Below are 18470 nucleotides of genomic sequence, written 5' to 3'. Positions count from 1 at the left end.
CAGCAGTCACATAGCTGGCCTGTTTGCTGCTTACCTCTTCCCACCCGTATGAAAAACGCTCTTCTTCTGGCCCTTTCCCTGGCCAGCTTCACGGTCCTAGGCCAGTCGCAGCCTGCTAAACCAGTGCCGCCGGCCACGCCGCAATACCGGCCGGCTTACCACTTCACGCCCGCCGCCCACTGGATGAACGACCCCAACGGTATGGTGTACTACAAAGGCACCTACCACCTGTTCTTCCAACATTACCCTGAGGCAATGGTATGGGGGCCCATGCACTGGGGCCACGCTACCAGCCAAGACTTGGTGAACTGGAAGGAGCAACCCATTGCCCTGTTTCCGGATAAGCTGGGAATGATTTTCTCGGGCAGCGCCGTGCTCGATGAGAAAAACACCTCGGGCTTCGGCAAGAATGGGCAGGTGCCCCTGGTAGCTATTTTCACCCATCACAATCCCGACGAGGAAAAGAAAGGTACCCAGAAGCACCAGTACCAAAGCCTGGCCTACAGCCTCGACGAAGGCAAAACCTGGACGAAGTACGAGGGCAACCCCGTGCTGCCCAACCCCGGCATTCAGGATTTCCGCGACCCGAAAGTGAGTTGGAACACGGCGGCCAACAAGTGGGTAATGACGCTAGCCACCAAAGACCGTATCACATTCTACTCCTCCCCCAACCTGAAGGAGTGGACCAAGCTTAGTGAGTTTGGCGAGAAGCTAGGCGCCCACGGCGGCGTGTGGGAGTGCCCCGACCTGTTTCCACTCACGCTCAACGGCAAAACCTACTGGGTGCTGCTGGTGAGCATCAACCCCGGTGGACCCAACGGCGGCTCGGCTACGCAGTACTTCGTAGGCCAGTTCGACGGCAAAACCTTCACGCCCCAAACCGCAACGCAAAAGTGGATTGACTGGGGCAAGGACGACTACGCCGGCGTAACCTGGGGCAACACCGGCGCCCGCAAAATTTTCCTGGGCTGGATGAGTAACTGGGAATACGCCAACCAGGTGCCCACCTCGCCCTGGCGCAGCGCCATGACGGCCCCGCGCGACCTAGCCCTGAAGCAGGTAGGCTCTGAAATTTACCTTGCTTCAACCCCGTCCCCTGAAGTTGCTAAGCTGGCCCAGCCCGCCCAAACCCTGAAAAATCTGACGGTAAAACCGGAGCTAGCGCTGTCTGACAAGATCAAGCTCACTACCCCTCAGTTTCAGCTCAAGCTCAACACCAAGCAGTTGCAAGACGTTGCCGTAGTGCTATCTAATGCGGGCGGCGAAGAGTTGGTCATTGGCTACGATAAACAGGCGAACCAGTACTACATCGACCGTAGCAAAGCCGGCCTTTCGGGTTTCAGCTCCACATTTGCTGGGCGCCACTCCGGGCCTCGCCTTGCTACCTCGCCGGCCGCCGACCTTACATTGCTCTTCGATGTCACTTCCGTAGAGCTATTCGCCGACGGAGGCCTGACCACCATGACGGAAATTTTCTTTCCCAAGCAGCCCTTCACTCAGCTTACGCTCCGCTCAACCACGGGCATTACGCTTGAAGCCCTCTCCTACTCGAAACTCGCAGGCACGGTGAAATAACCACTTGTTGCTTTGAAGAAGGCCGCCTTTCCTGTCTGAGAAAGTCGGCCTTTTTTGTTGCGGATTTTTCCAAATGGTACAAGCGCTACGATATACCACCCTTAAAATGCAAAAAACCACCGCACCCAAAGGGTTGCGGCGGTTCCACACATCGAAGGCGCACTCCCCTCAGACTACGCCCGATGATATTGGTGAGACGACTAGGCCTAGCTGACTTTATTCAGCTGCTTTTCCTCGCTCTTTTCTGCTTTTTTCTCTTCCCTGGCTGCTTCCTTAGAAGGCAGCAACGACGGACGGTTTTCTGTTACTTCCTGACCTACTTGCTCTTCCAGCACCTTCTCGGCGTGAGCCGCAATTTCGGTGCTGTAGATGTGGGCTAGCTCCGTTAGCTGGGCGCCTTCCACTTCCAAGTCCTTCAGCAGGCCTTCTTTGATATCATACACTAGGCCGTGCAGACGGGGCGGGTTAGCCGTTTTCCAGGCGTTCTGGATGATGTTGGTTTTGGCTAGGTTGCGCACCTGCTCAATCACGTTTAGCTCTACTAGGCGGCGCAGGCGCTGCTCCTCATCCTTGATGCGTAAAAACTCCGTTTCGTGGACCCGAATTACGTCGCGGATGTTGGTGAGCCAGCCATCAATGAGGCCGTACTGCTTGTTGGTAGCAGCGGCAGCTACGCCCCCACACCCGTAGTGGCCTACCACCATGATATCCTGCACGCCCAGCACTTCTACGGCGTATTGCAGCACCGAAAGCAGGTTGAAGTCGGTGTGCACTACCATGTTGGCAATGTTGCGGTGCACAAACATTTCGCCGGGGCCGGTGCCCGTAATGGCGCTAGCGGGCACGCGTGAATCGGAGCAGCCAATGAACAGGTAGCGCGGCTTCTGGCCATCGGCCAGCCGCTCAAAAAACTGAGGGTCGGCAGCGCGCTGCTTATCTACCCATTTGCGGTTATTCTCCAGAATTGGCTCAATGCCTTTCATACACAAGTTGGTTGAGGGGTGGGTTTAGGGGAAGTAAGTGCGTCAGATGATGCTGGTGGGAAAGCTAGTGCTTGGCCAGTAGTATGGCCTAGCTTAGTGGCCTAGCACCTGCACCTGAGGAATGGCGCGCAACTCCAGGTCGATGTTCCGCTCATGGGCGGAGAGGCGAAAATTTTCAATGGCTTCCAGCACATCGTAGTCAATTGAAGCCGATCCAGTACCATCTAGCACCACATGGGAGCCATCAGGAAGGGAGTTCAGGACTTTGACAATGCTGGCTTTATTCAGGAAGGAAACCTGCTCAGCAAGCTTCAGGTGCACATGTCCACCCTGGCGGGGCGTCTCTTCGTGCAGAAAGAAAGCCGATTCGTAGTTGGCCTTCAGGATATAGAAAATGCCCACTGCCAGCCCAATGGTTACACCCTTGAGCAAATCGGTGAACAGAATGGCCACAATTGTAACAATGAAGGGCAAGAACTGCTGCCACCCCAACTGCCACTGAGTGCGGTAAAGAACTGGCTTGGTCAGGCGAAACCCTACAACCAATAGCACTGCCGCCAACGCCGAAAGCGGAATCCAGTTCAGCATAGGGGCCAGAAACAGCAGGCTTAGCAACAGCAATGTGCCGTGGATAAAGGCCGACATTTTGCTTTGTGCGCCGGCATTAATGTTGGCTGAGCTCCGCACAATTACGGCCGTGAGTGGTAGGCCACCTAAGAAGCCCGCCACGATGTTACCCGTACCCTGCGCCATCAGCTCCCGGTTGGGCGGGGTGGTACGCTTGTGGGGATCAAGCTTATCCACAGCTTCTACGCTCAGAAGGCTCTCCAAAGAAGCCACAATGGCAATAGTAAAGGCCAGTACGTAGGTAGACGTTCTAGACAAAGCACTCCAATCGGGGCGCGGCAGTTCCGCCACTAAGCTGTCGAAGGAGGTAATAATCGGAAGCTTCACCAGATGCTCGGGCCGCACTTGCAGAGCTGGCATTAGGCGGCCCAGCAAGAAATTCAGGCCAATAGACAGTAATACCACAATCAGGGCACCGGGCACTAGCCGCAACGCCCTTATGTTTCGCGTTACTTTACTGTCCCACAGTAGCAACACTGCCAGCGAGATAACCCCAATTAGGGCCGAGCCCCAGCTGATGGCATTTGCCGCCGCCCCAATTGCCGAAAACGTGTTCTGCCCATTAAACTGCAGGAAGTCCATGTCCTCGAAGTAGTCCGTATCGGCCCCAAGGAAGTGCGGAATTTGCTTAAGAATCAGGATAAGGCCAATGGCGGCCAGCATCCCACGGATAACGGAGGTAGGAAAGTACAAACCAATAATACCGGCACGGGCTAGGCTTAGGCCTATCTGCAATACCCCTGCTATCATAGTGGCCACCAGCACTGCCTCAAATGAGCCTAGCGTGTGAATGGCTCCCACCATAATAGCCGTCAGGCCAGCCGCCGGACCGCTCACGCTGAGTTGTGAGCCGCTTGCCCACGAAACCAGCACTCCCCCCACAATGCCCGTAATGATGCCGGCTAGCAGAGGCGCCCCCGAAGCCAACGAAATACCAAGGCATAGGGGCAGCGCCACCAGAAATACTACCAATCCCGAAGGCGCATCTTGGCCGAGGGTGCTAAAATAGCCAGCAGCGCCGGCGGGGGCAGGGGCAGCGGCATTAGCCGACGAAGCCAGGCGGGATTTTAACATGCGGGAGGGGAGTAACAGGATCGATACCTAGCCTTTGAGGCAAGGAGTAATGCAAGTGTACCTGATGCTTGTTAAGCCCGCGTTAAAAGAGAGTTAAAAGCGAATTAAAATGTATAACCACTTTTTTTTCAGCTACTTGAAACATGCACAAGTATTGCTTTACTAAGTAGATACATAGTATTCATTACGCTGTTTGGCAGCCGATAAAACATAATGTATCCTGTGGTTCCGAGGGCTATATCCTTCCCTACTTTATGTGCCTATCAACTTAAGGCGGCGGGCATGTCAAGTACCACGGTGGTGCCCTGGCCTAACTCACTTTCCACGCGCACTTCTCCTCCGTGCAGCTCCATTATTTTAGCCGTGAGCGGTAGCCCAATGCCGTGGCCCGGTACATTCCGCACGGCGTCGGCCCGGAAGAAGGGCACAAACACCTGTCGGCGGTCAGAATCCGTCATGCCCACTCCTTGGTCGCGCACTTCCAACTGCACCCGCCCTACTGGTCCCCGGAGCGCAGCAACAACCGGTGCGCTCCGTCCTACCGAGAACTTGCAGGCATTTTCCAGAATATTCAGGAAAGCAGAAAGTAGCAGCGCCTCGTTGCCGTGCACAGCGTAGGGCGCTACTCGAGCCGGGCCCATAGGCTCGCTAAAGTCCAAATCAACTCGACAGGTGGGGTGGCGGCGCAGCACCTCTTCGTGAGCCTGCAGCAGCAGTTCATCAAGGCGTACCAGGGTCAGCGGCACCTGCGAAGGGTCGTCGGAGGCCCGGGCAATTTGAAGCAAGCCGTTGGTAAGGTCTTTCAGCAGCCGGGCCGCATCCAGGGTGCTTTGCAGCACTTGGCGGTACTGCTGCGGGGTGCGCTCCTGCTGCAGCAAGGCTACTTCCAACTGCCCGATGAGTACGGTAAGCGGGGTACGCAACTCGTGAGAGGCATCACGCACAAAGGTCCGCTGTCCGGCAAAGGCTGTTTCCAACCGATCAAGCAGCCGGTTAAAGCGACCCGCCAGCAACGACACTTCATCCTGCCCATCGGCCTGCGACAACCGACGGTGCAGGTCAGAAGCCGTGATGCTATCTACCTCCTGCACAATACGCTGCATAGGACGCAAGGCCTGACCAGCAAAAAACCAACCGCCTATACCGACAATAACAAAAGACGCCAGTAGGCCACTCGTAAGAACCGCGCGAAGATCGTTGAGCTTCTGGCGGCTGTCGGCATCCACGGAAGAAGCCACTACTACAAAATCGCCCCGGCGTGCATCGCGGTAGAGCAGGCCTACCGTTTGCCGGTAATCAGACTCTAACACTACCTCCCGGCCATCATAGCGCACCTGTTCCAGAAACGGCATCAGATCCGACTGCTGTCCTGGCCGACCTTCCTGAAACACGACGTGGTTCTGAGCGTCAAATACGCGCACTTCTTCTTCGGGCAAGGTGCGGTAAAACTGCCGCAGGTAGCGCCGGTACGACGCTTGACTGTCTTCGTCGCCGCGGTTGGTGCCATCGAGATACACGTGCGCTACAATGCGGGCGCGGGCAAAAAGGCTTTCGGAAAAGAACTCCCGTCGTGAGTGGTAAGTGAAAAAGTAAATCACCACCGAAAACACTAGCAAGGTAACGGCCAGAATAGCCGCAAACTGCAGCGCCAGACGGGTGCGTATAGTCATGAAATCGGTTGATAGAGGTGAGTTGGCGAATTGATGGCCAAGTGCCGGTGTACAGCAGAACAGTGCGGGCGCCCGTTAGTCCGCCACCAGCACCAAGTATCAGTCTTCCTTCATTACGTAGCCCATGCCTACCAGCGTATGAATAAGCTTGGGAGTGAAATCCTTATCAATTTTTTTACGCAAGAAGTTGATGTACACGTCAATGACATTGGAACCCGTATCGAAGTTGGTTTCCCAGACGTGCTCCAAAATATCTACCCGCGAAACTACCCGGCCCTGCTGGCGCAACAGGTATTCAAGCAGTGCAAACTCCCGAGCCGTGAGTTGAATGGTCTGCCCCGCCCGCTGCACTACCTTACTGGCGGGGTCGAGTGTTAGATCGGCAAGGCGAAGCAACGCCTGAGCCGCGGGTGCTTCGTGGCGGCGGCGCGCCAGCGCCCTGATGCGGGCCAGCAGTTCCTGAAAAGCAAAGGGCTTAACCAAGTAGTCATCGGCCCCAGCATCCAAGCCCCTAATTTTATCATCGGTTTCTCCAAGGGCCGTAAGCATCAAAATAGGCACGCCCGCATCGTGCGCCCGCACCTGCCGGCAAACCTCTAGGCCACTCAATCCGGGCAGCAGCGTATCCAGAATAATCAGATCGTACCCTCCCGCCAGTGCCAGTCGCAAACCTAGTACTCCTTCTAAAGCTAAATCAACAGTGTGCTGTTGCTCAGTGAGGCCCTGATGCAGAAAGGAAGCAACCTTTGGTTCGTCTTCAACGAGCAGAATTTTCATAGTCAGCTAAGCACAGTTTCGCCGGCCAAGGTAGCTACTACAGCCCAAACGCTCATCAGCGCCCTTCCCGTACAGAGGAGTTTGCTGGTGCTAAACCAACCATATTATCAGGCTTAGCAATACGCTTGAGTTTCTTACTTGTCGCCGATTTTGCAGTTTATCATGTCCCTATCACTTTGCAGAGTAGGTTGCGCAAAAGTTTATGCTTCGCGCTTCTGTTGTACATGCAAAATCCTATTGCTTATCTGAAATCAGCGGCCCAAGTAATTAGCCTAATAGTCGGAATCAGCGTGGCTTGTCTAATGTACACAGCCATAGTAGTATAGTAACTATAGATTACACCACACCCTTATAGATAGCCCAAAAGCCTCAACTGGACACGATTGTTAGGGGCTTTAGATTTCTACATAAGAATACGCACCTCAAGGAAGCTGCTTAAGCACCAAGCTGAAACGCTTTCATTCTGGTTGCTCTGTACAGCTAGCAGCAGGGCCGGCTAAGTCCAAGCTAGGTACACTAATGCTAGTACAAATGGTAAAAGGCAGGCGCTCACATACAAAGCACCTTTCCCATGAGCTGGTAGGCCGTTCGGGTATAAGTATTTTCATAGATAACAGGGCAAGCTTACTGCGTTATAAAAATACTATATAAGAGACCCTTACCAAGGAATAGCGATAGTCCGCTAGGTGATAGCCCATTAGTTATGCGTGTTGTTTATTGCGGCAAAGTAGCGGCTTAATATTACTCACAATCGATTCAACGCTATATATCCTAACCAAACATTTCGTTAGACCCAGCGCTATATTTTTATCGATTTATATTTAAAATAAAATAAAGACCAAACCTGCTATATGCTTACTCTAAAGCGTAGAAAGAGACATTATTACCAACCGCCTACTGAATCGTCGGGAAAGTGGGTATGGTGGGTATGCGCTGCTACCTTCGCCCTACTATGCAGCCTTATTCTCGCCTTTGGGTGGTAGAACTTTGCGGACTCCTTTTCCGCAGATTGGATCTACCAGAGTTCTATCAATCTCTGTCAATAAGGTTAGCGCTTTTGCCACATGCTGAACAGAACTAGGGTCTCAAGTACGAAGCGAGCTGAACCAACTTGGCCAGGCTATCACTAATACCCTGCAGATCGGGGCGAATATGTCCGGCCCGCGACTGGCTACCCTCTTGGTGCGACAAATAGCTCTCACCAATGATCCAGCCTCCCTGCAGCCGGCGGGCACTAGCGCTCTGCGCTACGGCGGCCTACCGGCCAACAGCCTCGGCAGCAACAATGATCTACCGCGACACTTAGATTAGCGATGAATACCATGAGGTAGCTGGCGCCTACGTACTATGCCAAAACCTGAAGGGTGACCCGAACTACACCCCGCAGAAGGGCAAGGACTACATGAATTGCAATGACAAGGCCAATGGCATGGCAGCTATAAGGAAGACGACCAGTATTATCATACTAAAAGTCAGTTTGCCTATAACCGGTATCCTTTTATAAATGGAGCTTGGCATCTGGTGTTCTCAAGCCCTACTAGTACACCCACTACCACCCCAACAGATGATATGCAGGCACCGATTTCACCTTTACGGCACCCGTCTCAGGTACTACGGTACCAGTTGGCACCCAACTCACGCTGACGGCCACGGCTACCGATAACGTAGCCGTTACGAATGTTGAGTTTCTGAAAGAGGCTACCGGGTCCAGCCTGGGCCAGGGAGCTAAAAATGGTAACACCTATACGCTCCCGTATACCGTCACTACGGCCGAGCCGCTTACGCTGCAGGCGAAGGCCACCGATGCAGCGGCCAACGTGCAAAAAGCGACGGTGAAGATTATGGTGAGGGCTGCTACTCAAAACGTGATTTCGGTTGCCAACGCTGGTACGGCTACCGTTATTCAGTTGCCGACGAATCAAGTGGTGCTGCAGGGCTCCGGTACCAATTCCGATGGCAGCATTGCTTCCTACGCGTGGCGGCAAGTGACGGGCCCAAATCAGGCCAGTGGCCTGCCCTTTACAGTGAAGAACCCAGGCTCAGCAGGCCTAGGATAAAGTGTAAGAGTTTCTTCTTCATGTAGATGGAAAGGTGAAATGGATAACCAAACAACGCCAACTCCTCCAAGCACGACCAGGAAACAATAACGACTTTAAGGAGCACCGCAAGATTCTCGACTACATCAACCTGCCGCCGGAGCTTCAGAGGCCCCACCTGCAACGGTGGGGCTTTTTGATGAGAAAATAAATATAATAACTTGATGACTTTTGGAACTAAACAACTATTCGAATGATCAACTTTCTATTCACTAGATTCCCCAATTTAATGTTTTGAAAGAAAGGGTGGAACACCCTCTCCACCCTACCTGTTACTCGACCGGGACGAAACACCCGAGGCGGAATGGCCGGAAATCTACCGATTGAAGAAGGTAGCCTAATACAGCGCACATTGAAATTCATACGTAATTACTAGACAATAGCCCCGCCCAACAGCGGGGCTATTTTTTTTGAAATAGTTTTGCGGTTCAATTATTTATTATGACCAATAGAACCCAGCTCAAGCCTTCGTTTAATATTCAGTTAGAGGCCTTGCGAGGCGTCGCTGCTCTGCTAGTTGTTTGGCATCATGTCATCTTCCATCGCTTTCAGCTAGACCCTAATTACATGCCAACGGGTGCCGCTGCTTTTAATGCACCCGGGCATTTTGCGGTAATGGTTTTCTTCCTACTGTCAGGGTATGTAATTGGCGCTTCGCAACGTGAGCCCCTTCGTGTGAATCAGGTAGGAATGTATCTTAAAAAACGATTCACGCGCATCTACCCAATCTACCTTCTTGCCTTGTTAGCGGGGTTAGCCGTAGCTGGTTTTTCGTACTCTTGGGAAGTAGTAGCAGCTCATTTGATATTTGCTAACAATGATGTGCTCACGCCTACGATCTTCGAGAACAACCCACTTTGGTCATTACAACATGAGGTATTGTTCTACCTACTTTTCATCCCGCTATCAATACTAAGGGCACGTGCTTGGCTGGTAGCCATTGTCTCCATACTGTTGAGCATACTGTGCTTGTCGGTAGACCCTACGGGTACTGGAGCATTGGTATCTAGGTATTGCGTAGGGTTTGCCATCTGGTCAACTGGCTGGGCTCTGGCCACAGTACATTTCTCAACGAATCCTCCACAGTATACGAAGCTGATTAGCGCTTTGCTGCTATTCGTCTGCATTGAGCCTTTCAACCTTTTTCTCACGATTGGCGAGAAGCTCACTCAGTTCTTTACGCAGCACCCGCTTGGGCTTAATGTAGCCCGATGGCCTATTGCGATTGTTAGGCCACTTGATTTGTTGACCGTGCCATACGCTGCCTTTATTGTGATGCAGTTTATTCACGTTCGTCCTAACCGAGCTATGAAGCTGATCCTTCTAATGCTTCAGCTGCTGCCGCTTTACACCTTCAAATACATTGTTCAGCACCCTAATGAGCCCCAAATAGCAGCGCTTGTTATACCCGCAGTGTGCTATGTGGTCAGCACTCTTCTCTTCTTATTGCCTAGTTCCCTAGTGGTGGAAAAGGCAAGTCAATGGCTCATCCACAATATGATTCCATTTGGAGCCATTAGCTATGGAATCTATGTAATTCACTTCCCCTTTATTTCCTTATTTCATCAGATTAATTGGTTCAGTGGCACCGCTGCTTCGTTTGTGTTCCGCAGTGTGCTATTGCTCGTACTCACGCTCGCGGCATCTTATTTGCTAGAGAAGCGGTTTCAACCCTGGATTAAGAGGAGACTTTTCTAGCCAGTTCCTTAAAAAGCCCTGCCCTTCCGGCGGGGCTTTTTGTGCCTTCTGCAACTTGCGCGACGCTTTTTGCAGGTCCGTAACGTTTCCGCGCATAGGCAGTTGTACGCCTGCGCGTAGGGTGGCACCTTCGCTTCCATGGATGTATTTACCTAGCCCTTTGTACTGCAATTGCGGCCAGTCTGCCCAGGCCAGGGCGTGTACCAGCGCTGGTTCAGCCCGCTCGGCAACCTGGAAGGCTGGCTGTTCGAAGGGGACATAGACGACACCACCACGCCCGAGGCGGGTAGCGTGTTCCTCCCCGCTGGTGGCGCGGCCCAGGTACTGCAGCGGCACGGCGCCCAGAAGCAGCTGCTACAAGCGGGTAATCTGCTACCCCGCCAGTGGGATGGACTAAGCACCATGCTCACCAGCTCGCAGGTGTACATACAGGATGAGGCCGGCACCCTGACGCCCGTCACTGTACTAGCGGGCCCTGCTACCCGTAGCTCATTAGAGACGCGCACCGAGTTCGATGTAGAAGTGCAGCTGGCCCCCTGAACCTGTTAACGCGCATCTGATGGCGGTTACCCTCGTACTAACCGCCGGGCAGCGCCTACCCTTGAGCACAGATAGCCGGGTAGGCCTGACCGTGCAGGCCAATAACATTCTTAAAGCTGCCTCCGTGCAGTCGGACTACAGCAACACGCTCACCCTGGCTGACACGGCCGAGGTGTGCACTACCTTGCAGCAGGCTCAGCATGGTATGAGCCTATCCGAGGTGCCCTATACTCAGTTGCCCTGCATGCTGGAAACCGGCGCTACCGAGGTGCTGCTCAACGCAGTGGCCATCGTGGAGCAGCATGAAACCGGCAAGCGCTTCGAAGCACACGTACTGGGCGGCAATACGAACTTTTACACCGTTATTGAAGGCAGGAAGCTCCGCTAGTTTTCCCCTGGGTGTGGGTACAGGATCGGTTGCCCGATATGACCCAAAAGGACTTCGTGAAGGGTATCATTGACTTGTTTGGGCTGACCCAGCAGACCGCCCCATACACGCGCCTCATCACCATCACGCCTACGGGCCCCGCGTCGCAGCAGAATGTCGCTAATGCGCCCGACTGGAGCTATAAAGTGGACTCCAGCCAGCCCGCGCCACGGCTGTTTCATCTCTCCCGACAGGCCCAGCAGAACTGAACTGGTTCCGCTGGAAAGAGGACGACACCAACCTCAAATCAGCCAAAGAGCTCGGAGATGGCATGCTACCGTGTGCAGATAGCACGCTGGAAGTCAAACAGGATGCGCTGGTACTACCGTGGGCTGCCACTGCCCCGGCACCAATGGCTTGCAGCACTTACCCGTGTATAATGCCCGGGTGGGCACCGTGTCAGTCGAGCAGTAATTTGATAAGCAGAGCCCTTCTCCTCGGCTCGTGGTGCAGACTGGTCCAACGCGCCTGGTCAAGCTGACCGCCGGGAATAGCACCGAAACCATCCGGCCGCTTATCAGCTCCTTCGGCGGGCTGGACTTTGGGCGCGACCTGCTGCCCAGCTACTAGCTACTGCGCCCATCTGGCTGCGGCCTATCGTCGCCCCTTAGTGCTCAAGCACTCGGTGCATTTGCTATTCACTGAGGTAGTCGACTTCAACTAGCTCCAACTAGTGTAGCTGGAGCAAGAGGGTGCCCTTTTTACGCAAACAAACTCGATAGTTACGAAGCGGATGCTGCTTCAACCTCGGTGGAACTTATTTGCCTGATCTACGAGTAGGCTTGGTAGTTACCGAGTGTTAATAGAACTTCTTTGAGTTGCAGTAGCTAACGTAATCATAGGGCGTGGCGTAGGTCTCACCTGGGGGCTTTTAAGCCATTTATGCAAGGGGGCTTCTACTACCTGATAAAGGGCAATAGAGATAAGTGTATAGGCAGCTAATCTCACCCATATGTTGCCACTTATGTGCTGGCTGAATACATCATTTAGTAGGCCCAGATGCAATAAATAAAAGATGTAAGAGCTTTTCCCAAGAATGTCAAACAACTTTGTTTCCAGAAGCAGGCGGAGCTTGGTTTGTTCCCGCAACAGGCCAGCAAAAAAGAGACAGACGCTTAGAGGAAGGGCTAATTGCTGAAGCAGAAAGAGCAGCACTACGGTACCTCCCATCGACTTTTCTATCGGGAAACCGGCAGAGATACCCATGCAAAGCAGAAGACTTAGTAATCCGGTAGCCGTCCAAGTTTTCTTGCCTGTAGGAATTTCTTGGCGTAGCCACCACGCCAACCCGATACCACACAGAAACTCACTGCATCGACCAAAAAAGGTACTAGATAGCATAAAGTTTATTGACGCCATGAAACCGTAGTCTCGGGCTACTGGCAACAAAGGATGTATGTAGACAAGTCCAACACCTACGCCCAGAAGGCCAAACAACCAGAGTAGCAAGCCCCCGAATTTACGGCTAGTAGTTAGCAGAATGAAGGGAGCCAGTAGGTAGAAGGTTTCTTCTACCGTGAGGGTCCAGGCAGTAGCTACCCCAATAAATTTCATGGGTTCAAAGAAACTCCTCGTCAGGGTAAGATTGGTTATTAAGGAGAACAACTTATCTACCCCCGTAAAACTAGACCAGGGCCAAAAAGCAGTTTGGGGCCATAAGTACCACGCGATAAACGTGATGGCTGTAAGCAAAATGTAGATGGGGTAAATGCGTGCAAACCGGTTGCGTAAATAGCTTTTTATCCAGCTCCAACTGGGCTCAATTCTCTCTTGGTAGCGAATGGTAATCAAGAAACCACTGAGCACAAAAAATATAGACACCCCACAATCTAATTCATAGAGAAAGCGGATTAAAAAATTTGGTTCCAGCATTAAACTTCCGACGTCGTGGAAGAAGAAAACCATCAAGGCGGCTAATGCGCGCACACCCGTTAAAGCGGGATAGTACGTGCCTTTTTTAGATGTAATCATATGCCAATGTCAACATAATATATGAAATAAATTTATTTATATTGCACAAATCTAATAAACGTCTTAATAGCAAAACAATGATACACCTAGCCCTAATGCTTGAGCTAAGAGTTTGCTACTATTAACTTGCGCGACGCTTTACCCCGTGTTTGCGGCGTTTTTAGGTGCGCGCGGTTGCTCTAGCTTTCTACTTGAGCTAGGTTGTTGTATGGGACAAGAACTTATTGAAAAGGTACTATTTAAAATCCACTTCAGTTTCGAGCAATTGAAGGAGGAAATAAAGAAAGCGCGCATTCTGTAGTAAGGTCTGCCCTCCCTATAGCACAGCCATAGCTCTTAAAAAGTTAGGCAGCATCTTAGTTGCCGAGGGGTATACAATCAAAAGACTGGATACTGCTTTTTACCCTTGTAACCGGCCCTAAAAGCGCAAACGAAACCGCAAGAGTCACAGTAATGGTAGCGCTTGGCCCCAGTGACTTAGCTTTATCTGGCAAGTTAACAGCCAACATGAGTGCAATTAGCCCAGGTATTGATATTGAAACTACTCGCATTAGCTCAAGCGGGTCAAACCCTAAGAATTACTTTTATTGGTTGATGGATATAGCTAACAAATATCCAGGTGCGACGGTGCGCTATACTGAGTAGTAGGGCAACTCGCGCGACGGAATTTTAAACTTCGTGACGTTTCCGGTATACTTTGTGACGTTTTAAAGCTCTGCCTTTTGGTGAGGCTTTATTGTAGGTCAACTTGCCTATATGGCAAAAGATCAAACCAAAAAGCTCCTGTTTCAGATAACTTTCAATGCTGAGCAGCTCAAAGCCGAGAGTGATGCCGTTCGGAAGAAGCAAGCCGAGCTGGCTACGGCTATTGCCGCAACGCGCGCCGAGCAGAAGCAACTATGTCAGGACTTCAAGACGGGCACCAAGAGCGAAGAGGAATATGGTGTAGCGGCCTAGGTCCTGAGCGAGCTGCTACGCGCCCAGACCAAAGAGCAGGCCGCGGCCACCAAGCAACTCGAAAGCCTGACCAAGGTGGGCAGCGAAGCCGAGGGCTCCATCATCTGGAGCATCTACGCCGGCAAGCTGCCGAAGCCCAGCAAACCGCTGTGGCTACCCAACTGACCCATGCCCGCGAAGGCAGCCAGGAAGAGTTTGCCCTGAAAGCCGAGGCTATTCAGGCCCAGCAAATGGTTCCTATTGCCGGCATTGATACCCGTCATATCAAAGAGGATCAAGCCGCGCAGGAAGACAAGCTCCGGGCGGAAGCTACTAAGCAAACAGCCGAGTTGGAGTTTCAGCAGGCACTAGCGAATCTTGACACGCACTTAGCGCAGCAGGGCAACTTGACCAATCAGCAGTACGCCGACGGGCAGACCACCAAGGCCCAGCACGAACCGGCCCTGGCGGCTATCGAGAAAGCCGGTGGCCTCACGCATCGTGACCTTGCAGGACTACGGCCGCAGCACCACCAGCGAAGAGGAAGCCCAGAGCCAGCAGCGGGTGTAGGCGGCCGAAACCGAGGTGGAGCGCAAGCGAGCTATTGCCGATCAGGAAGTGCAGGTGCGTCTGGCCGTAGTCGATACTATGCAGAATGGGACTGATACCATCATCAGCCTGTTGGGGAGGAGTCCGCCGCTGGGCAAGCTGCGCTAGCCTTGAAGAAAGCCGTGGCCATTGCCGAAATCGAAATCAACCTGATGAAGGAGATTTTGGCCATCAACGCCAACGTGGCTGCCAACTCGCTCAACATTCCCACGGCAGGTGTGGCGGGTATTTCGCAGTCTGCTATTCTCACCGGCATTGCCGTTGCGAAGGCTGGCTTTGCTACGGCCAAGGTGCTGGCCTTTGCCGAGGTGGGGTGCTCTCGGGCCCCAGCCACGGGCAGGGTGGCATTCCATTCACGGTGGCCGGGCGTCCTGGCTTCGAAGCGGAGGGCAACGAAATCATTCTGACTAAGGGCGTGCACCGCAACCCTGTGCTACGGCCGTTTGCCAGCCTGCTCAATATGCTGGGCGGGGGCAAGCCCTTGTACCGTGACCCGATGTCGGCGGCGCTAATGGCTCGGGATGTCGAGGGCGGCGTAGTGCGCTACGATGCCAGCTGTATGGCTACCAGGAACTAGGACCCGTGTTCTATGAGGTAAATAAGGCTTTTGCCGCGGCCGGTCACGGTGCTATCTGAATTGAAAGAGAATCAGGATAAACAAGCGAGAAACGAAGCCCGCACCGACTCATGAAGGTGATTGACATCTTGAATAAACTAGTAGAGAGGCCATTTGACCTCCCTCTATCAAGTTGGGGTAATCAACCTTAAGGCATTTAGCCAGTGGGATATCTACCTGCGCTAGCAGACCCTGCGGGGCCTCGCTCCGCTATGCTTAGGACAATGCGGGAGCCTTGCGGATGGTAGCCACGGAACTGGATGTCTCAGTGCCCTCTGTGTACCGAGCTATTGTGGGCATGGAAAAAGGAGCCGCTTAGCGCTTTCGTAAGGTAAGCGTGCTAACATAGCGCAAGTTTCCATCGCCACTTTCTTTCTCTATAATCAACTGCGTAGGCCGATAGTCCTTAATAGTCCAGTTAGTTTGTCCATCCTGAGTTGCGGTGATTATCAGCCCCGTTTTATAGGCGTATGTGCCAGTCAGGCCAATGAAGTTATCATCTCCCTCTCTGTAGTTATTGTTGGTGCCATAGATAATTACAGGTTTACCACTTAGGTACTGGCCAACTGGCATCATACCAGTATCCCCTTCATCGTATAGCCCCTTTTGGTTATAATGTTGATACTGAATTCGAACAATATCCCACGTTCCAAGAATACTGACTTCTGTAGCGTTGGGGGGGATCTTCCTTACTGGAACAGCTAAGAGTGCCCAATGCTAAGACCAGAAAGAATAAATAAATAAGTAAGTAGGGATGCACGCATGCCGGTAAGAGGGGTGAGTTAAAAGGTACGACTGCTGGTTTCGTCGGCTATTAATGCTTTTTCAGCGTCCACGTCTCGACGGCTGTAACAGGATCCGCAAAGGACTCATTCACGAGGACTAATTGCGTATCCGTGAACACAGTAATCTTCGCCTCCGAATTATTATCAGGCCTTGAAAAAGACGTATTGGTGTACGTGTAGGGAGCACTAAACGCAAACGCGTTCATACGGTAGGTGCTAAAAGTTTTATCAGCTTTAAAGATTAAATATTCTTGATCCAACTTATACTCGACTGGGGTGCCTTCTCCCAGCAATTTGCGGTTTGCATCATAAAAGATAAGTTGGCGGGATACAGTGTCCCAACGACTTGTAATATCTTTTAAAGGTTCTACTTTCTCTTTACTGGCGCAGCCAAAAAAACTTGTTGTTAGCAGTAAAAAAGAGAAAGGATCGAATAAGCGTGTTTGCATAGCATATTAAAAAAATTAAAACGCCACCAAGATACTTACTTGTTTCAAAATGCAGATACAATAGCTAAAATTTAAAGAAATAATCCTATAATTTTTATGACGCATCCGAAGCAAAGGCTCCTATTAGCGGTACGATTCTAGGCAACTCAAGCAAGACTAAGGACGCATGGGCATTTACAACGCTGAAAGATGTGCTGTCCCAGTTATAGTGGCAGAAGCCCTTTGATTCCGTACGGGTTATGATCAACTCCCAGAGCGGCTGGCTCGACAAGGAATTTGATATCTACGATAAGCTCTGTAGCCTAGGCCCTAGCATTACCTTGACCACCGAAGCGAAGTGCCCCGGCTTTATTACTATCGTACGACTGGCTGGCTCAACGCGCCTGATTCACGAGCACACCGAGTGTTTGATCCATTTGCCCCGTGGAGGGTGTGAGCATGCGACTCCAGCCCAGACCCAGCAGAAAATGATTGATATGAGTGTCGAGCGCACGGGCCAAAAGGCTGATGTGATTGCCGCTCGCATGGCAGAGGAGAAGATTGCTTCTCCCGCTGATATGGTGGCTTCAGACTTTGCCACCATGATCCTCACGCTTGTTACGGCCCTGGCTACCCTCCCCATACAGGCGGCTTCTACTGCTTCTTCCACCGATGAGACGCCCAAGTGGGCGCAAAACTTTATGTCTAAATTTTCTGTTCTTCTGGCGACAATGGGCCTAGCTGTTGCTAGGACCGCTGCTAAACCTATTACAACTCAAGGCCCCATGGCTACTAATCCCAGCGGCGCTATTACGGCCTTCGGAGTAGAATCGGACAAAGGCCAGCTCACCGTTGATACGGGTGATCGGGAAATCTATCAGATAGGCAACAAAGTCCCCGGCGCAGATTCGCCAAACGACCCGATTGCCGATGGCGGCTAGCCAGCCCAAGGACACAGGCTTTCTATGCTTAGGCAAGCGCTCAGGTAAGCAGAAGATCAAGAACAGCACCATCATCAACCAGTACGGCATGGGGAACATCGCCGCCGTGCCCAGCAAGACCGAAGCCCCAGTACAGTTAGGCCCCGGCAACAAAGCCACAGACAACCGCGAGGCCGGCGCTGGTGGTGGGGCTGTGGGCATCGGTAAAGGCAACATGTTCACGGCAAGTACGAACGGGAGCGGATACGCCCTGGTACGTGTTTGCTGGTCTAATGCTGGCCAACGCTACGGCGGCTGGATCCTACGCAATCATGCCAGCACGTGGGCCTGGGTACCTGCCCGCAGGAAGCTAGCATAGAAGTCTAATAGTATGTTTGCGCACTCCACAACCGCAAAAGATATGGGCATCTAGTGTAAGCACAAAGCCCTGACCATAGTCAGGGCTTTGTGCTTACAGCCAGTCGGCTCTTTCCTGGGGTGCTGGCGGATTGATCTTTTCCCACAAAGTTGTAGGGATGAACCAGACGAGAATGATAAAGGTGAGCCACACGGCGTGGGCTAGCGAGCGTAGAACATTAACCATTGGGTGAACAGGCGTATAGGGTGGGGCCACATATACGACTATATCAAGAAATTGTTAAGTTTTTATAAAACCTTGAAATATCCCGAATTAAGGAGCTTTCAGTAGCCTATACCCGTCTTCGTAGTACACTCCCT

The 18470-nt window shown here is 52.3% G+C and carries 19 protein-coding genes and 2 pseudogenes; 15 read left to right on the top strand and 6 right to left on the bottom strand.

Annotated features, from left to right (window positions below; translation table 11 throughout):
* Positions 1–48: 48 nt before the first annotated feature.
* On the top strand, positions 49–1575 hold the full coding sequence (locus EU556_RS11585) for a glycoside hydrolase family 32 protein (RefSeq protein WP_135434263.1): 1527 nt from the start codon (positions 49–51) through the stop codon (positions 1573–1575).
* 206 nt (positions 1576–1781) lie between these two features.
* Here EU556_RS11585 and can read toward each other — a convergent pair whose 3' ends face one another.
* The 4 genes from can to EU556_RS11565 all read right to left on the bottom strand — a co-directional run bounded on the left by can (position 1782) and on the right by EU556_RS11565 (position 6706).
* Positions 1782–2558, bottom strand: coding sequence for a carbonate dehydratase (can, locus tag EU556_RS11580; RefSeq protein ID WP_245327588.1), 777 nt, complete (start codon positions 2556–2558; stop codon positions 1782–1784).
* A 93-nt stretch (positions 2559–2651) separates the two neighbouring features.
* Positions 2652–4259: a SulP family inorganic anion transporter gene (locus tag EU556_RS11575; RefSeq protein ID WP_135434262.1), complete on the bottom strand. Its 1608-nt coding sequence runs from the start codon at positions 4257–4259 to the stop codon at positions 2652–2654.
* A 263-nt stretch (positions 4260–4522) separates the two neighbouring features.
* Positions 4523–5929 carry a sensor histidine kinase gene (locus EU556_RS11570; RefSeq protein ID WP_135434261.1) on the bottom strand — a complete coding sequence of 469 codons (1407 nt, stop codon included), beginning with the start codon at positions 5927–5929 and terminating at the stop codon, positions 4523–4525.
* Positions 5930–6028: 99 nt separating this feature from the next.
* Complete coding sequence (locus EU556_RS11565) at positions 6029–6706, bottom strand: response regulator (protein ID WP_135434260.1); 678 nt, start codon at positions 6704–6706, stop codon at positions 6029–6031.
* A 1152-nt stretch (positions 6707–7858) separates the two neighbouring features.
* Between EU556_RS11565 and EU556_RS26050 the strand changes: the two genes are divergently transcribed.
* The 8 genes and pseudogenes from EU556_RS26050 to EU556_RS26655 all read left to right on the top strand — a co-directional run bounded on the left by EU556_RS26050 (position 7859) and on the right by EU556_RS26655 (position 12037).
* Positions 7859–8017: a hypothetical protein gene (locus tag EU556_RS26050; RefSeq protein WP_167855550.1), complete on the top strand. Its 159-nt coding sequence runs from the start codon at positions 7859–7861 to the stop codon at positions 8015–8017.
* 287 nt (positions 8018–8304) lie between these two features.
* Positions 8305–8457 (top strand): annotated as a pseudogene (locus EU556_RS26815) (Ig-like domain-containing protein); the annotation flags it as partial.
* Positions 8458–8523: 66 nt separating this feature from the next.
* Positions 8524–8763, top strand: a complete 240-nt coding sequence (locus EU556_RS26480; protein ID WP_135434259.1) for a PKD domain-containing protein — start codon at positions 8524–8526, stop codon at positions 8761–8763.
* Between the two features lie 480 nt (positions 8764–9243).
* Complete coding sequence (locus EU556_RS11555; RefSeq protein WP_135434258.1) at positions 9244–10500, top strand: acyltransferase family protein; 1257 nt, start codon at positions 9244–9246, stop codon at positions 10498–10500.
* Between the two features lie 198 nt (positions 10501–10698).
* Positions 10699–11040, top strand: a complete 342-nt coding sequence (locus EU556_RS11550; RefSeq protein WP_135434257.1) for a hypothetical protein — start codon at positions 10699–10701, stop codon at positions 11038–11040.
* Positions 11041–11059: 19 nt separating this feature from the next.
* The gene (locus EU556_RS11545) at positions 11060–11428 is read left to right on the top strand and encodes a hypothetical protein (protein WP_135434256.1); all 369 of its coding nucleotides are present in this window, start codon (positions 11060–11062) and stop codon (positions 11426–11428) included.
* A gap of 38 nt (positions 11429–11466) precedes the next feature.
* Complete coding sequence (locus EU556_RS11540; RefSeq protein ID WP_135434255.1) at positions 11467–11676, top strand: hypothetical protein; 210 nt, start codon at positions 11467–11469, stop codon at positions 11674–11676.
* Positions 11677–11911: 235 nt separating this feature from the next.
* Positions 11912–12037 (top strand): hypothetical protein, encoded by a 126-nt coding sequence (locus EU556_RS26655; protein ID WP_262709651.1) that lies wholly within the window; start codon positions 11912–11914, stop codon positions 12035–12037.
* A 219-nt stretch (positions 12038–12256) separates the two neighbouring features.
* Here EU556_RS26655 and EU556_RS11535 read toward each other — a convergent pair whose 3' ends face one another.
* A complete protein-coding gene (locus tag EU556_RS11535) occupies positions 12257–13438 on the bottom strand; it encodes an acyltransferase family protein (protein WP_135434254.1) in 1182 nt (393 codons plus the stop codon).
* Between the two features lie 756 nt (positions 13439–14194).
* On the opposite strand from EU556_RS11535, the gene EU556_RS11530 reads away from it, so the two are divergent.
* From EU556_RS11530 to EU556_RS11515, 4 genes are all read left to right on the top strand, one after another.
* The gene (locus EU556_RS11530) at positions 14195–14395 is read left to right on the top strand and encodes a hypothetical protein (RefSeq protein WP_135434253.1); all 201 of its coding nucleotides are present in this window, start codon (positions 14195–14197) and stop codon (positions 14393–14395) included.
* 149 nt (positions 14396–14544) lie between these two features.
* Positions 14545–15039, top strand: coding sequence for a mediator of RNA polymerase II transcription subunit 31 (locus EU556_RS11525; protein WP_135434252.1), 495 nt, complete (start codon positions 14545–14547; stop codon positions 15037–15039).
* A gap of 54 nt (positions 15040–15093) precedes the next feature.
* A complete protein-coding gene (locus tag EU556_RS11520; RefSeq protein WP_135434251.1) occupies positions 15094–15390 on the top strand; it encodes a hypothetical protein in 297 nt (98 codons plus the stop codon).
* A gap of 8 nt (positions 15391–15398) precedes the next feature.
* Complete coding sequence (locus EU556_RS11515; protein ID WP_167855549.1) at positions 15399–15560, top strand: hypothetical protein; 162 nt, start codon at positions 15399–15401, stop codon at positions 15558–15560.
* Between the two features lie 853 nt (positions 15561–16413).
* Here EU556_RS11515 and EU556_RS11510 read toward each other — a convergent pair.
* The gene (locus EU556_RS11510) at positions 16414–16833 is read right to left on the bottom strand and encodes a hypothetical protein (protein WP_135434249.1); all 420 of its coding nucleotides are present in this window, start codon (positions 16831–16833) and stop codon (positions 16414–16416) included.
* A 236-nt stretch (positions 16834–17069) separates the two neighbouring features.
* Between EU556_RS11510 and EU556_RS11505 the strand changes: the two are divergent.
* Positions 17070–17753: pseudogene (locus EU556_RS11505) on the top strand (ATP-dependent Clp protease proteolytic subunit); the annotation flags it as partial.
* Positions 17743–18111, top strand: a complete 369-nt coding sequence (locus EU556_RS11500; RefSeq protein ID WP_135434247.1) for a hypothetical protein — start codon at positions 17743–17745, stop codon at positions 18109–18111. The pseudogene EU556_RS11505 and the gene EU556_RS11500, both read left to right, overlap by 11 nt.
* The last annotated feature ends 359 nt before the right edge of the window (positions 18112–18470 follow it).

The sequence above is a fragment of the Hymenobacter fodinae genome (assembly GCF_004745825.1).
GTDB classification, from domain to species: Bacteria; Bacteroidota; Bacteroidia; order Cytophagales; family Hymenobacteraceae; genus Hymenobacter; species Hymenobacter fodinae.
The sequence above is the reverse complement of the archived record's forward strand: the minus strand, read 5'-3'. Positions and strand labels throughout refer to the sequence as shown.